The organism is Bradyrhizobium sp. USDA 4541, assembly GCF_024171085.1.
GTDB classification, from domain to species: domain Bacteria; phylum Pseudomonadota; class Alphaproteobacteria; order Rhizobiales; family Xanthobacteraceae; genus Bradyrhizobium; species Bradyrhizobium australafricanum.
In genome coordinates this window covers 1868949-1882932 of sequence record NZ_JALJZF010000001.1, presented here as the reverse complement: position 1 = coordinate 1882932, position 13984 = coordinate 1868949, and the positions used below count along the sequence as shown (strand labels likewise).

Annotated in this window: 14 protein-coding genes; 13 read left to right on the top strand and 1 reads right to left on the bottom strand. The window is 64.5% G+C overall.

The genetic code is table 11. The annotated features are described in order from the left end of the window. Positions 1 to 238: 238 nt before the first annotated feature. Genes J2R80_RS08760 through J2R80_RS08745 form a run of 4 tightly spaced genes read left to right on the top strand, consistent with a single transcriptional unit; the run spans position 239 to position 2378 of the window. On the top strand, positions 239 to 739 hold the full coding sequence (locus tag J2R80_RS08760) for a phage tail protein (protein WP_225162022.1): 501 nt from the start codon (positions 239 to 241) through the stop codon (positions 737 to 739). Between the two features lie 12 nt (positions 740 to 751). Then, the gene (locus tag J2R80_RS08755; RefSeq protein ID WP_076834878.1) at positions 752 to 1276 is read left to right on the top strand and encodes a phage tail protein; all 525 of its coding nucleotides are present in this window, start codon (positions 752 to 754) and stop codon (positions 1274 to 1276) included. 12 nt (positions 1277 to 1288) lie between these two features. Further along, positions 1289 to 1822, top strand: coding sequence for a phage tail protein (locus J2R80_RS08750; protein WP_253638368.1), 534 nt, complete (start codon positions 1289 to 1291; stop codon positions 1820 to 1822). Positions 1823 to 1829: 7 nt separating this feature from the next. Then, a complete protein-coding gene (locus tag J2R80_RS08745; protein WP_253588613.1) occupies positions 1830 to 2378 on the top strand; it encodes a GNAT family N-acetyltransferase in 549 nt (182 codons plus the stop codon). On the opposite strand, the gene J2R80_RS08740 is transcribed toward J2R80_RS08745, so the two are convergent. Further along, positions 2360 to 2665, bottom strand: a complete 306-nt coding sequence (locus tag J2R80_RS08740; protein WP_245311923.1) for a DUF6916 family protein — start codon at positions 2663 to 2665, stop codon at positions 2360 to 2362. The two genes, J2R80_RS08745 and J2R80_RS08740, sit on opposite strands and share 19 nt — an antisense overlap. Before the next feature lie 504 nt (positions 2666 to 3169). Here J2R80_RS08740 and J2R80_RS08735 point away from each other — a divergent pair. The 9 genes from J2R80_RS08735 (at position 3170) to J2R80_RS08695 (ending at position 13901) form a co-directional block, all read left to right on the top strand. Continuing rightward, positions 3170 to 4324 carry an iron-containing alcohol dehydrogenase gene (locus tag J2R80_RS08735; RefSeq protein ID WP_076834875.1) on the top strand — a complete coding sequence of 385 codons (1155 nt, stop codon included), beginning with the start codon at positions 3170 to 3172 and terminating at the stop codon, positions 4322 to 4324. 87 nt (positions 4325 to 4411) lie between these two features. Further along, a complete protein-coding gene (locus tag J2R80_RS08730) occupies positions 4412 to 5962 on the top strand; it encodes an AMP-binding protein (protein WP_253638367.1) in 1551 nt (516 codons plus the stop codon). 120 nt (positions 5963 to 6082) lie between these two features. Continuing rightward, the gene (locus tag J2R80_RS08725) at positions 6083 to 6781 is read left to right on the top strand and encodes a DUF2270 domain-containing protein (protein ID WP_371852193.1); all 699 of its coding nucleotides are present in this window, start codon (positions 6083 to 6085) and stop codon (positions 6779 to 6781) included. Positions 6782 to 6859: 78 nt separating this feature from the next. Next, the gene (locus tag J2R80_RS08720; RefSeq protein WP_253588611.1) at positions 6860 to 7747 is read left to right on the top strand and encodes a TauD/TfdA family dioxygenase; all 888 of its coding nucleotides are present in this window, start codon (positions 6860 to 6862) and stop codon (positions 7745 to 7747) included. A 400-nt stretch (positions 7748 to 8147) separates the two neighbouring features. After that, positions 8148 to 9743 carry an ABC transporter substrate-binding protein gene (locus tag J2R80_RS08715; protein ID WP_253588610.1) on the top strand — a complete coding sequence of 532 codons (1596 nt, stop codon included), beginning with the start codon at positions 8148 to 8150 and terminating at the stop codon, positions 9741 to 9743. A gap of 94 nt (positions 9744 to 9837) precedes the next feature. Next, positions 9838 to 10785, top strand: coding sequence for an ABC transporter permease (locus J2R80_RS08710; RefSeq protein WP_057021208.1), 948 nt, complete (start codon positions 9838 to 9840; stop codon positions 10783 to 10785). Positions 10786 to 11002: 217 nt separating this feature from the next. Continuing rightward, complete coding sequence (locus tag J2R80_RS08705; protein ID WP_016848340.1) at positions 11003 to 11896, top strand: ABC transporter permease; 894 nt, start codon at positions 11003 to 11005, stop codon at positions 11894 to 11896. After that, a complete protein-coding gene (locus J2R80_RS08700) occupies positions 11896 to 12909 on the top strand; it encodes an ABC transporter ATP-binding protein (protein WP_076834870.1) in 1014 nt (337 codons plus the stop codon). The genes J2R80_RS08705 and J2R80_RS08700 overlap by 1 nt, the downstream gene beginning before the upstream one ends. Continuing rightward, positions 12906 to 13901 carry an ABC transporter ATP-binding protein gene (locus J2R80_RS08695; RefSeq protein ID WP_253588609.1) on the top strand — a complete coding sequence of 332 codons (996 nt, stop codon included), beginning with the start codon at positions 12906 to 12908 and terminating at the stop codon, positions 13899 to 13901. Before J2R80_RS08700 ends, J2R80_RS08695 begins: the two co-directional genes overlap by 4 nt. The last annotated feature ends 83 nt before the right edge of the window (positions 13902 to 13984 follow it).

Below are 13984 nucleotides of genomic sequence, written 5' to 3'. Positions count from 1 at the left end.
TCGCCTCATGATGTCCGCTTGGACATGTCCGATTCGTGACAACGGTCCCGTCAGCAGCGATACCGTCTCGTCGCGAACTGCGAATGGCTCGCGCGGCCGCGGAATCGAAAAAATCGCGGAAACCAGACAATCGTTGAGGTTGCACTAGCCGCAAAACACGCTATCGTGCAGACGTTGCACACGCAGCATCATTGCTTCGAATTTTTCACAAATCGTACGACGTATTCGCGGAGGACCGATGGCCGATCCGTTTCTTTCCGAAGTCCGCATGATGTCGTTCGGCTTTGCGCCCAAGGGTTGGGCATTTTGCAACGGCCAACTGCTTCCCATCGCTCAGAATCAGGCACTGTTCTCGTTGCTAGGTACGACCTATGGCGGGGACGGGCGCGTCACTTTTGGCCTGCCCGACCTTCGAGGCCGGGTGCCGATAAGTATGGGCCCCGGCTATACGCTCGGCCAACGCGGCGGCGAGGAGAGCCACACGCTCACGATCAACGAGATGGCGCAGCACAATCATTTGGCCAACGCCACCAACAGCAACGGTAGCCAGCCGCTCGATTCGGGGGCCTATCTCGGTGCCTTCAACAACGGCTACAGCACGTCGACGACCGACATCACCCCGCTCAATCCATTGACCGTGGGCAATGCCGGCGGCAGCCAGGCCCATCAGAACATGCAACCGTTCCTGACGATCAATTTCAGCATTGCCCTCCAGGGCATTTTCCCCTCGCAGAATTGACGAGAAGCGCCGATGTCAGAATCCTATTTAGGCGAAATCCGTATGTTCGGCGGCAGCTTTGCCCCGGTCGGATGGAATTTCTGTGACGGCAGCCTGTTGGCGATCTCCCAGTACGACGCGCTGTTCAATCTGATCGGCACCACCTATGGCGGCGATGGCCAATCCACCTTCGCGGTCCCCGATCTGCGCGGCCGTGTGCCAATCCACACGGGCACCGCCAGCAGCGGCACGACCTATGCCATGGGGCAGACTGGCGGCGTCGAAAACGTAACACTCACGACGCAGACGATCCCACAGCATTCGCACGCCTTCATCGCCGCGAAGCAGACCGGCACCGCGTCGAACCCGCAGGGAAATATTCTCGATCAGACGACCGGCACAATCGCGATGTATATCGACGGCCAGCCGCCCGACGGGCCCATGGCAGGCGGAATGCTGACGAATACCGGCGGAAACCTGCCGCACAGCAATTTGCAGCCGCTGCTTTGCGTCACCTTCATCATTTCGCTGTCCGGCATTTTCCCGAGCCAGGGCTAGGAGCGCGACACCATGGCCGACCCCTTCGTCGCCGAAATCCGCATCTTTCCGTTCAACTTCGCTCCCAAGGGCTGGGCCTTCTGCAGCGGCCAGATCCTGCCGATCTCGCAGAACACGGCGCTGTTTTCGCTGCTCGGCGTCACCTATGGCGGCAACGGCACCTCGAATTTCGCGCTTCCCAACATGCAGGGCAACGCGCCGCTGGCGCCCGGACAGGGCCCGGGGCTGTCGCCGTATGACCTCGGCGAGACCATCGGCTCCCCCAATGTGACGCTGCTGCAAAACCAGATACCGCAGCACAACCACCCCGTGAACGTCGGTACGCAGGACACGGCCGACGTTCAAGTCCCGAGCCCGACCCGCATCCTCGGCAAATCGGCCAACGCGTTCGCCTACGTGCCCGGGAGCCCGGCGCCAACACTGACGCAGATGAACGCCACCATGATCGGCATGACGGGCGGCAACCTTCCGCACAACAACATGCAACCTTACCTCACGCTGAACTTCTGCATCGCACTGCAGGGCATCTTCCCGGCGCGAGGCTGAGCTCGTTTTGGCTCTCGACGCGCCAGGCACCATCACGTCCGCCTTCGGCTGGGCGCGCGCGGCCGAAGTCGGTTGCGGCTTTCGCCGCCTGTCGGAGGCGGACCTGCCGTTCCTCGGCCGCCTCTATGCCTCGACGCGCGCCGAGGAACTTGCGCCGGTGCCGTGGAGCGAGGCCGACAAGGCTGCCTTTCTCGAGCAGCAATTCCGCGCCCAGCACGCGCACTACCAGCAGCACTATCCGAACGCCGATTGGCTGGTGATCGCGCGCCAGGGTGAAGACGTCGGCCGGTTCTATCTCGAACGCTGGCCGAGCCAGCACCGCATCATCGACATCGCCTTCCTGCCCGAGCATCGCGGCAGGGGCTACGGCGAAGCGTTGCTGCGCGACGCGATCGAGGAGGCGAAGGCCGCAGGCAAGGACGTCTCGATCCACGTCGAGAAGCTCAACCCGGCGATGCGGCTCTACCGGCGGCTCGGCTTCATCACCGAGGAAGACAAGGGCGTTTACGACCTGATGCGCTGGCGGGCGGCAGAGCGTCAGGTGAAGATCGCCTGATAACCATTGCCCTCCGCGACCGGACCGATCGGCACCAGGAACATCTCGATCACGCCCAATGCCGGATGCCGCACCGGATAGATCGCCTGCGGCAGCCACGCGCCCTTCGGGCCCGCGAACAGCAGCGAGAACGCGCCGCCCGGCCGGCCGCTGTTGCCCGCGGGCTCGACCTTGGCGAGCTTCAGCGGCACGACGCAATCCCTCTCCGCCTGCATCGCGAACTCCGCATCCTGATGCGGCGTGAAGTCGTCAATATGCAGTTTCGCGAGATCGACGGTCGATGTCATGCGCACGTCCCTGTTGCTTTCGAGGTGTAACACACGCGGCGATGTTGCCGTCAAGATTTCTGCCGGTCATCCGATTTCGACCTGAAGCTTTCACCGTCATTCCGGGGCGCCCTCTGCTTCCAGGGGGAGGCAAGTAAACGCAAGACTCGGATGCAGCGCGCCGCGAGGATGCGGATGTATGACGCACGCGAGCGCCACATATTCGATGTCGTCCCGGGCAAGCCAACGGGTCGGCGCGAAGCGCCGCCCGATGACAGGCTCCGCGCGACCCGGGACCCATAACCACCGATGCCAATTGTTTAGCCAGCGCTCGGGCCACAGCTCACTTCAACAACGCAACCCTGTGGTTATGGGTCCCTGCTTTCGCAGGGACGACCGCGGAATGGGCGGCGCGACCGTATCAAGCCACCGGCCCAGAGCCCTGATGACGGCCCCGATTTCCTCCGCTAACCTCGCCGCAAAGGTCCGCCAGCAAGGCGGACCGTGTTGAGGGAGGACAGGCGCTTGCATCAAGGCCGTGTCGTATTCGGTGCCATGGACGAGGTCGTGTTCGGGCGGCCCGCGCGTGAGGCCATCGTCGAGCAGCTGGACCGGATTGGCGCCGAGCGCGCCTTTCTGATGGTGTCGGGCACGCTGAACCGCGAGACCGACGAGATCGAGAAGGTTCGCGCGGCGCTTGGGCGCCGCTGCGTCGGCACCTTCGACAAGATGCCGGCGCATACGCCGCGCGCCGCGGTGATCGCGGCGGCGGAGCAGGCGCGCGGCGCGAAAGCGGATTTGATCGTCACGATCGGCGGCGGCTCGATCACCGACGGCGCCAAGGCGGTGCAGCTTTGCCTCGCCAACAACGTCACGACGTCCGACGGCATCGAGACGATCCGCACCCATGGCGGCGTCTCGCCCGCGATGAACCCACCGACCGTGCGCCAGATCAGCGTGCCGACCACCATCGCCGGCGGCGAGTTCTCGTCGATCGCCGGCGTCACCAACGAGGCCAAGCGGCAGAAGGAGATGCTGCGCCATCCGCTGGTGATGCCGCGTGCCACCATCCTCGATCCGGAACTGTCGGTGCACACGCCGGAATGGCTGTTCCTGTCGACCGGCATCCGTGCCGTCGACCATTGCGTCGAGGGCATCTGCTCGCGCGAGGCGCATCCTTACGGCGACGCGCAGGCGCTGAAGGGACTCGAGATGCTGGCAGCCGGCCTGCCGCGGGTGAAAGCCGACCCGAAGGATATTTCGGCGCGAATGGATTGCCAGATCGGCACCTGGCTCTCCACCGGCCCGCTCGCCTCGGGCGTGCCGATGGGCGCGAGCCACGGCATCGGCTACGTGCTCGGCGCCGAATTCGACGTGCCGCACGGCTATACCTCGTGCGTGATGCTGCCCGCGGTGATGCGCTGGAACAAGCGCGACAATGCCGACCGGCACGCGCTGGTCGCGGCCGCAATGGGACATGCGGGCGCGGACGCCGGCGACGTGCTCGACCTCTTCATCCGCGACCTCGGCATGCCGCGCAGCCTGCAGGAGGTCCACGTCGGCCCCGAGCATTTCGACCGCATCGCAAAGCAAGCGATGCGAACGCCCTGGGTGCCGCGCAATCCGCGCAAGATCGACGATCCATCCCAAGTTCGCGAGATTCTGGAGATGGCTGCATAGAGCGCTTTCGAGCGAAGTGGGTACCGGTTCGCGTGAAGAAAACGCGTCAAACAAGAACAAGCACGATCAAGGGGGATCTGGAGTTCGATGTATACCGGCAAGCATGCTTACCTGCGCCCGCTGCAACCCGCCTTCATCATGGCCGGGACCGGCGAGACCGTCACCTATCGTGAGCTCGAGGCGCGCTCCAACCGGCTCGCGCATCTGTTCCGCAAGCAGGGGCTGCGTCGGCTCGATCATTATTCGATCATCATGGAGAACAACAACCGCTACCTCGAGGCCTGCGGCGCCGGCGAGCGCGCCGGGCTCTACTTCACCTGCGTCAACTCCTACCTCACCGCGGGCGAACTAGCCTACATCCTGACGAACAGCCAGTCGCGGATCCTGATCACCTCGAAGCTGAAGCTCGACATCGCGCGCGAGGCGCTGAAGCAGTGTCCGCAGGTCGAGCTCTGCATCGTGGTCGACGGCGAAAGCGAGAGCGATCGCATTGTCGGACTGCGAGAGGCCACCGCAAGCCTGCCGTCAACGCCGATCGCGGACGAGTTTGCCGGCACCGCGATGCTGTATTCCTCCGGCACGACCGGCCGGCCCAAGGGCATCGTGCGGCCGCTGCCGGAGCAGCCGCCGTCGCAGAACCTGCCGCTGTTCGATTTCCTGACCAAGCTTTGGCACTACCGCGAGGGCATGGTCTACCTCTCGCCGGCGCCGCTCTACCACTCGGCGCCGCAGGCCGCGGTCAATCTCACCATCCGGATGGGCGGCACGGTCGTCATCATGGAGAGCTTCGACCCGGAGCGCTATCTGCAGCTGGTCGAGCAATGGGGCATCACCCACAGCCAGCTGGTGCCGACCATGTTCTCGCGCCTGCTGAAACTGCCCGAGGAGGTTCGCGCCCGCTACGATCTGTCGACCCTCGAGATCGCGATCCATGCCGCCGCGCCCTGCCCGGCGCTGGTCAAGGACGACATGATCAAATGGTGGGGCCCCATCATCCACGAATATTACGGCGCGACCGAGGGGCTCGGCTTCACCGCCTGCAACAGCGAGGAGTGGCTCGCGCATCGCGGCACCGTCGGCAGGGTCCTGCTCGGCGATCTGTATATCCTCGACGAGAACATGCAGCCTTGCCCCAAGGGAACGCCGGGCACCGTGTGGTTCAAGACCGCCACGCCATTCGAATATTTCAACGACCCCGCCAAGACCGGCGAGGCGCGCTCGGCCGACGGCAGCATGAGCACGGTCGGCGACGTCGGCTATGTCGACGACGACAACTTCCTCTATCTCACCGACCGCGCCACCTTCATGATCATCTCCGGCGGCGTGAACATCTATCCGCAGGAATGCGAGAACCTCCTGATCACCCATCCCAAGGTCGCCGACGCCGCGGTGTTCGGCGTGCCCAATGTCGATCTCGGCGAGGAAGTGAAGGCGGTGGTGCAGCCGGTCGACGGCATCGCGCCGGGGCCGGAGCTTGCCGAGGAACTGATCGCGTTCTGCGCCGGCTCGCTGTCGCGCCAGAAGGTGCCGCGCTCGGTGGATTTCGAAGCCGAGCTGCCGCGGCTGCCGACCGGCAAACTCTACAAGCGCCTGCTGCGTGACCGCTATTGGGGCAACAAGACCTCGCGGATCGTGTGAGCGGCGGTGCGGCATCCGGACTGATGCTGCCAACCAAGCCGACGGACGCAACGGACTCGCCGGTCGCGCGGATTTCGCGCTATGCTCCGGGATCGTAAGCCAGCTTCGCCGGAGGCCGCCATGCCATTGCCCCAGCCGCGCGAGCCGGAGCCGGTGCAGGCCGGAAGGCTCGAATTCACTGCCGCCGAGATCGGTGCACTCGCCCATCTCTATCGTGGCGAGGTCTATCGCAGCACGGTCTGGCGCACCCGTCTCGACAGTTCGACCAACTGGGCGGTGGTAACGACCGGGATCGCGCTGTCGGCGACCTACAGCAGTGCGGAAGCCTCGCCCTTGCCGATGGTCCTGGTCGGACTGCTGGTGACCGTATTCCTGCTATTCGAGGCGCGGCGCTATCGCTATTTCAACGTCTGGCGCGCCCGGGCGCGGTTGCTCGAAACCGATTTCTACGCACCGATGATCCGCGGCGAGGGCCCCACACCGAACGCAGCCTGGACCGACCTGCTCGCCAACGACTACCGCCGCCCCAGCTATCACATCAGCTATGTCAGAGCGATCGGCCGGCGCCTGCGACGGACTTATGGCTGGATCTTCGCGATCCAGGCCATCGCCTATTACGGCAAGCTGGCGATCCACCCGCTACCGCTGACCACGATGAGCGCGATCTTGGACCGCGCTTCGATCGGTCCGATTCCCGGAACCATCGTGATTCTGGCCGGTGTCGCCTTCCATTCCAGCTGGGCGCTGTTCGCCTTCGTCACACATCGCATCGAGGTCGCGGACCGGCGCACGCGGCACAATCTGATCGCAATGGGCTGAGGCGCCGCGGGCCGCGTTGCCGATCGCGGGCTTTTCCCCTAACCTCGCCGCAACAACAAAGAAAAGGGAGGACTTGCGATGGAAGTGATCCCACTGCGTCCGGGATTCGGTGCCGAGCTGCGCGGCGTCGCGCTGTCAGACGTTGCCGCCAGCGATGCCGCCTATGCGGCGGTGCGCGCGGCGTTCGAGGAACATTCGGTGCTGGTGTTCCGCGGCCAGGAGGTCAGCAACGACACCCAGCTCGCCTTCTCGCGCCGGTTCGGTCCGCCCGAGGTGACCAAGGTCGGTTCGATGGGCACCGGTTCGCATTTCGTGATCCTCTCGACCTTCGGGCCCGACGGCAAGGTAGTTCCATCCGATCACCGGCAGCAGCTGCGCGCCAGGGCCAACCAGCTCTGGCACACCGACTCTTCCTTCAAGCAGGTGCCGGCGCTGACCTCGATCCTGTCGGCGCGCATCATTCCTGAACATGGCGGCGAGACCGAATTCGTCTCGATGCGGCTTGCCTTCGAGCGGCTCGACAAGGACGCGGCAAGTCGGCTGGAGAACGCGTTCGCCTGGCACTCCTACGCGCATTCGCGCAGCAAGGTGGCCGCCGGCCTCGCAACGACTGAAGAAGTCGACGCGCTGCCGCCGGTATGCTGGCGGATGGTCTGGCGCAATCCCGTCAACGGCCGCGGCGCGCTGTATCTTGCCTCCCATGCCTATGGCGTCGAGGGCATGGATACCGAGGCCGGCAGGGCGCTGATCGAGCAATTGACCGAAGCCGCGACCGCGCCCGGCGTCAGCTATCTGCATCAATGGAAGCAGGGCGACGTCGTGATGTGGGACAACCGCGCCACCATGCATCGCGGCCGCCCCTGGCCGGCGCATGAGGGCCGCCTGATGATTCGCACCACGATCTCGGCGACCGAGGCCGATGGCGTCGCCAACATGCACCTGCCTTCGCCGCAGGCGGCGGAGTGAGGTGAATGCGAATGTTTCCCCGTCATCCTGAGGTGCGAGCGGAGCGAGCCTCGAAGGATGCACGGCCACCAGCTGGGCCGTCGATCCTTGGAGACGCGCTTCGCGCTCCTCAGGATGACGGAGAGCGTGTGCAGTGCGCGGCTTACATCGGCGACATACTGTCGCTGATTGCAGCCCGCTTCATGCCGCACACATCGGCCAAACGGAGTTTCGCCGCTGCATAGCAAAACGACCCAGGTTCCCCGCAATCACAGCCATTATTCCCGATCCGTGGAAATTTTAATGTTGTGGGGTCATCCGAATTGCCAATCCCCGCGCGATCCTCGCTGGTTGCCCGACAGCCTCACCGTGGTATCGTCGATGCCAATCGGCCATTGAGACCGAAATGTGGGAGGGGACCATGCGGAGCGTGCAAGCGCTGGCCGTCGCGGTGTTGTCTGTGCTGATCATCAGCGACGTTTCAGGCGCAGCCGAGCCGAAACCGGGCGGCATCTTCAGGATCTATCACCGCGACAGCCCCGGCAGCGCCTCGATCCACGAGGGCGCGACCTATTCGCTGAACGTTCCGTTCATGCCGATCTTCAACAATCTCGTCATCTTCGACCAGCACATCGCCCAGAACAGCACCAGCACGATCCGGCCCGAGCTTGCGGAAAGCTGGGCCTGGAGCGGCGACAACAAGACGCTGACCTTCAAGCTGCGCAAGGACGTGAAATGGCACGACGGCAAGCCGTTCACCGCCGCCGACGTCAAATGCACCTTCGACATGCTGATGGGCAAGTCGCAGCAGAAGTTCCGGCAGAACCCGCGCAAGTCCTGGTACGAGCAAGTTGAAGAGGTCACGACCAACGGCGACCATGAGGCGTCGTTCAAGCTGAAGCGGCCGCAGCCGGCGCTGCTGTCGCTGCTCGCCTCGGGCTACTCGCCGGTCTATCCCTGCCATGTGTCGCCGGCCGAGATGCGCACCAAGCCGGTCGGCACCGGCCCGTTCAAGTTCGTCGAGTTCAAGGCCAACGAATCGATCAAGCTCACCAAGAACCCGGATTACTTCAAGAAGGGCCTACCTTATCTTGACGGTATCGAGTTCACCATCATCCCGAACCGCTCGACCGCAATCCTCGGCTTCGTCTCCGGCAAGTTCGACATGACGTTCCCGACCGAGGTCTCGATCCCGCTGCTCAAGGACGTCAAGTCGCAGGCGGCCAATGCGGTCTGCATGGTGGAACCGAACAACGTCTCCACCAACATCATCATCAATTCGACCGCGCCGCCGTTCGACAATCTCGACATCCGCCGCGCGCTGGCGCTGGCGCTCGACCGCAAGGCGTTCATCCAGATCATGTTCGAAGGCCAGGGCGACATCGGCGGTACCATGGAGCCGGCGCCGGACGGGCTGTGGGCGATGCCGAAGGACATGCTGGAGCAGATCCCCGGCTACGGTCCCGACATCGAGAAGAACCGCGAGGAGGCCCGCAAGCTGATGCAGAAGGCGGGCTATGGCCCGGACAAGCACCTGCAGATCAAGGTCTCGACCCGCAACATCGCGGTCTATCGCGATCCCGCGATCATCCTGATCGACCAGATCAAGAGCATCTACATCGACGCCGAGCTCGACGTCGTCGACACCGCGCAATGGTTCCCGAAGATCGCCCGCAAGGACTATTCGCTCGGCCTCAACCTCACCGGCAATGCCGTCGACGAGCCCGACCAGTCGTTCTACGAGAACTATGCCTGCGGCTCGGAGCGGAACTATACCAACTATTGCAACAAGGAGATCGAGAAGCTGTTCGACCAGCAGTCGGAAGAGACCAACGTCGACAAGCGCAAGAAGCTGGTCTGGGAGATCGACAAGAAGCTGCAGGAAGACGTCGCGCGTCCGATCATCTTCCATGCCCGCACCGGCACTTGCTGGCAGCCTTACGTGAAGAATGTCACGATCATGTCCAACAGCTCCTATAACGGCTATCGTTACGAAGACGTCTGGCTGGATAAGTAGGCCTAGCGTTTTCGGGCGAAGTGGATACCGGTTCGCGCAAAAGAAACAGCGCGCCGGAAGACAAGACACAGGCGGGATCAAGGAGAGAGCCAGGGTGTTTGCCTATATCGTGCGGCGGCTGTTCCTGATGCTGGTGACCCTGTTCGGGATCTCGGTCATCATCTTCGTGCTGCTGCGCGTCGTTCCCGGCAACATCGTCGACATCCTGTTCGACGCCGCAGGCTTCGTCGATCCCGCCGACAAGGCCAATCTCGAGCGCGAGCTTGGCCTCAGCCAGCCGATCGTGATCCAGTATCTGCACTGGATCGGCGGCCTGCTGCACGGCGATCTCGGCTATTCCTACGTCTCGGAAAAGCCGGCGCTGGAGGAAATCCTGCCGCGGATTCCGATCACGGCGCGGCTCGCCGGGTTGGCGCTATTGTTCTCCGCCTCGATCGGTATTCCGCTCGGTGTCATCAGCGCCGTCCACCAGGGCTCACGGCTCGATTATGCGCTGCGCGTCGTCAGCCTCAGCGGCCTGTCGCTGCCGTCTTTCTGGCTCGGCCTCTTGGTCTTGATGGCCTCGGTCTCGCTGTTCGGCACCATGCCGATCTTCAATCCGAACCCGAAAACCTGGCTCGAGGCGCTGACCATCTATGCGGTGCCGGCGATGGCGGTGGGCTTCCGCAGCGCGGCACTCACCATGCGCATCACCCGCTCCTCGATGCTGGAGATCCTGCGCCAGGACTATATCCGCACCGCGCGTGCCAAGGGCGCCTCCGAGGCCTCCGTGAACTATCACCACGCGCTGAAGAACGCGGTGCTGCCGGTCATCACCGTGATCGGCATCGAGGCCGCGTTCCTGATCGGCGGCCTGATTGTCACCGAGACCGTGTTCAACATCCCTGGCATCGCCCGCTTCCTGGTCGAGGCGCTGCGCTGGCGCGACTACCCGATCGTGCAGAACCTCGTGATGTTCATCGCCGTCGTCGTGGTGGTGGTGAACTTCATCGTCGACATGCTTTATGCGGCAATCGACCCACGTATCCGGTTTGGAGAGTGACATGACAGGATTGGTCGAAGGCCGAGTCCAACTCTTACCTCGCCCCGCTTGCGGGGAGAGGTCGGATCGCATCGCAGATGCGATCCGGGTGAGGGGGGCTCACCGCGAATCCAACGCCCACCGCGCTTGCGGAGAGCCCCCCTCACCCCAACCCTCTCCCCGCAAGCGGGGAGAGGGAGAAGACCGTTCTGCAATCATCAGGCGAAGAAGCTGACACGTGGCGACGATCAATTTCGACAGCGAATTGCGACGTGCCGGGGCCAACGCCACCGGTGGCTGGGGACGGTTTGCGTTCCTCGCGCAGCGCCACGTGCTCGGCACGGTCGGCCTCGTCATCATGCTGCTGTTCGTGCTGACCGCGATCTTCGCTAACGTCATCAGCCGCTACGATCCGCTCAGCGTCGATTCCGCGCACCGGCTGGCTGCGCCGTCCGCGCTGCACTGGTTCGGCACCGACTCCTTCGGCCGTGACGTCTGGAGCCGCATCATCCATGGTGCGCGGATCTCGCTTGCGGTCGGCATCGGCTCGACGACGCTCGGCGCCACGCTCGGCGTGATCGTCGGCCTCGCCTCTGGCTATCTCTCCGGCTGGGTCGACCTCGTGTTCCAGCGGGTGACCGACATCCTGCAGTCGCTGCCGCTCTTGGTACTCGCACTCGTCATGACCGCGGCGCTCGGTCCCTCGCTGCCGAACGTGATCCTGGCGATCGCAATTCCCCTGATCCCGACGGTCGCGCGCGTGATCCGCGCCAACACGCTGGCGCTGCGCGAGCAGCCGTTCGTCGAGGCCGCCAAATCGATCGGCATGAGCGAGATGCGGATTGCGCTGCGCCACGTGCTGCCCAACACCATCGCGCCGCTGATCGTGCTCGCCACCGCGCAGCTCGGCTCAACCATCCTGACCGAAGCGTCGCTGTCGTTCCTTGGCCTCGGCATCCCCGAGCCTTATCCGTCCTGGGGTCGCATGCTGTCCGAATCCGCCGCCGAATATGTCCGCACCGCGCCATGGCTGGTGATCTTCCCCGGCATTGCGATCAGCCTTGCGGTGTTCGGCACCAATCTGTTCGGCGACGCGTTGCGCGACATTCTCGATCCGAGGCAGCGCGGCTGATGAGCGAGGCCAAGACGCTCGATACGATTCTCGACGTGAAGAACCTGCAAACGGTGTTCTTCACCAACTCCGGCCTGTTCCGCGCGGTAGACGACGTCTCGTTCTCGGTCCGCCGCGGCGAGACGCTGGCGATCGTCGGCGAGTCCGGCTGCGGCAAGAGCGTCAGCGCGCTGTCGATCATGCGGCTGGTGCCCGATCCGCCCGGCCGCATCGTCGGCGGCTCGGTGACGCTCGAGGGCACCGATCTGCTGAAGCTCGACGATGCCGCGATGCGCGACATCAGGGGCAACCGCATCTCGATGATCTTCCAGGAGCCGATGACCTCGCTCAATCCGGTGATGCGGATCGGCGACCAGATCATTGAGGCGGTGCGGCTGCACCAGAAGGTCAGCAGCAAGGAGGCCTGGAAGCAGGCGGTCGACATGCTGCGGCTGGTGCGGATTCCGGAGCCGGAGCGCCGCGCGCAGGAATATCCGCATCAGCTGTCCGGCGGCATGCGCCAGCGCGCGATGATTGCGATGGCGCTGGCGTGCCGGCCGGCGCTCCTGATCGCGGACGAACCGACCACGGCGCTCGACGTCACCATCCAGGCGCAGATCCTGGCGCTGATCGTCGATCTGCAAAAGCGGCTCGGCACCGGGCTGATCCTGATCACCCACGACCTCGGCGTCGTCGCGCAAACCGCGCAGCGCGTGATCGTGATGTATGCCGGCAAGAAGGTCGAGGAGGCGACGGTCGAAGCTTTGTTCGAGACGCCGCTGCACCCCTACACCCGCGGACTGATGGCCTCGATGCCGGCGGTGATCGCGCTCGGCGCGAAGACCGATGCGCGGCTGACCGAAATCCCCGGCATGGTGCCGTCGCTGACCAAGCTGCCGCCCGGCTGCGCCTTCGCGCCGCGCTGCAAGCTGGCGGTCGACCGCTGCCGTCAGGAATATCCGCCGCTCGACGAGATCAAGAGCAATCACTGGGCCGCGTGCTGGCGCGCCGGCGAGATGGCGGAGGCGTCATGACCGAACAGCGCCCGCTCCTCGAGGTGACCGACCTCGTCAAGCACTACGCGGTGCGCGGCGGTGTGCTGCGCCGGCAGGTCGGCACCGTGCATGCGGTCGACGGCGTCAGCTTCGCGCTCGGCGCCGGCGAAACGCTCGGCCTGGTCGGCGAATCCGGCTGCGGCAAGTCGACGGTGGCGCGCACCGTGCTGCGGCTGGTCGAGCCGACCAGCGGCGCCATCAAGCTGGATGGCGAGGACATCGCGCCGCTCAGCAAGACGGCGCTGCGGCCGTACCGGCGCTCGATGCAGATCGTGTTCCAGGATCCGTTCGCCTCGCTCAACCCGCGCATGACGGCCGGCGACATCGTCGGCGAGCCCCTCATTGTGCATGGCCTCGCGACCGGCGCGAAGAAGCAGGAGCGCGTCGCGGAACTGTTCCAGCAGGTCGGCCTGCGGCCCGACCAGATGAAGAATTTTCCGCACCAGTTCTCCGGCGGCCAGCGCCAGCGCATCTGCATCGCGCGTGCGCTGTCGCTCGGGCCGCGGCTGATCGTCTGCGACGAGCCGGTCTCCGCGCTCGACGTCTCGATCCAGGCGCAGGTGATCAATCTGTTGATCGACCTGCAGCGCAAGCAGAACTTCTCATATCTGTTCATCGCGCACGATCTGGCGGTCGTCGCCCATATCAGCCACCGCGTCGCGGTGATGTATCTCGGTCGCATTGTCGAGATCGCCGACAAGCACGAGCTGTTCGCCAATCCGCGCCATCCCTACACCCAGGCGCTGCTCGCCTCGGTGCCGATTGCCGATCCCAAGGCCAAGCGAACCGCACCGCTGATCGACGGCGACGTGCCGAGCCCGATCAACCCGCCCTCAGGCTGCGCCTTCCACACCCGCTGCCGTTACGCGATGGATCGCTGCAAAAGCGAACGCCCGGCGCTGCAGGCGGCCGGCCCGGCGCATCAGATCGCCTGCTGGCTGAATGACGGGACCGGGCAAGCGGCCTCATAAATGTCGTCCCGGCGAAGGCCGGGACCCATTACCCCGAATGCCCGTTGATTTGCCAAACTGGGGCCACAGCTTGCTCCAACAAC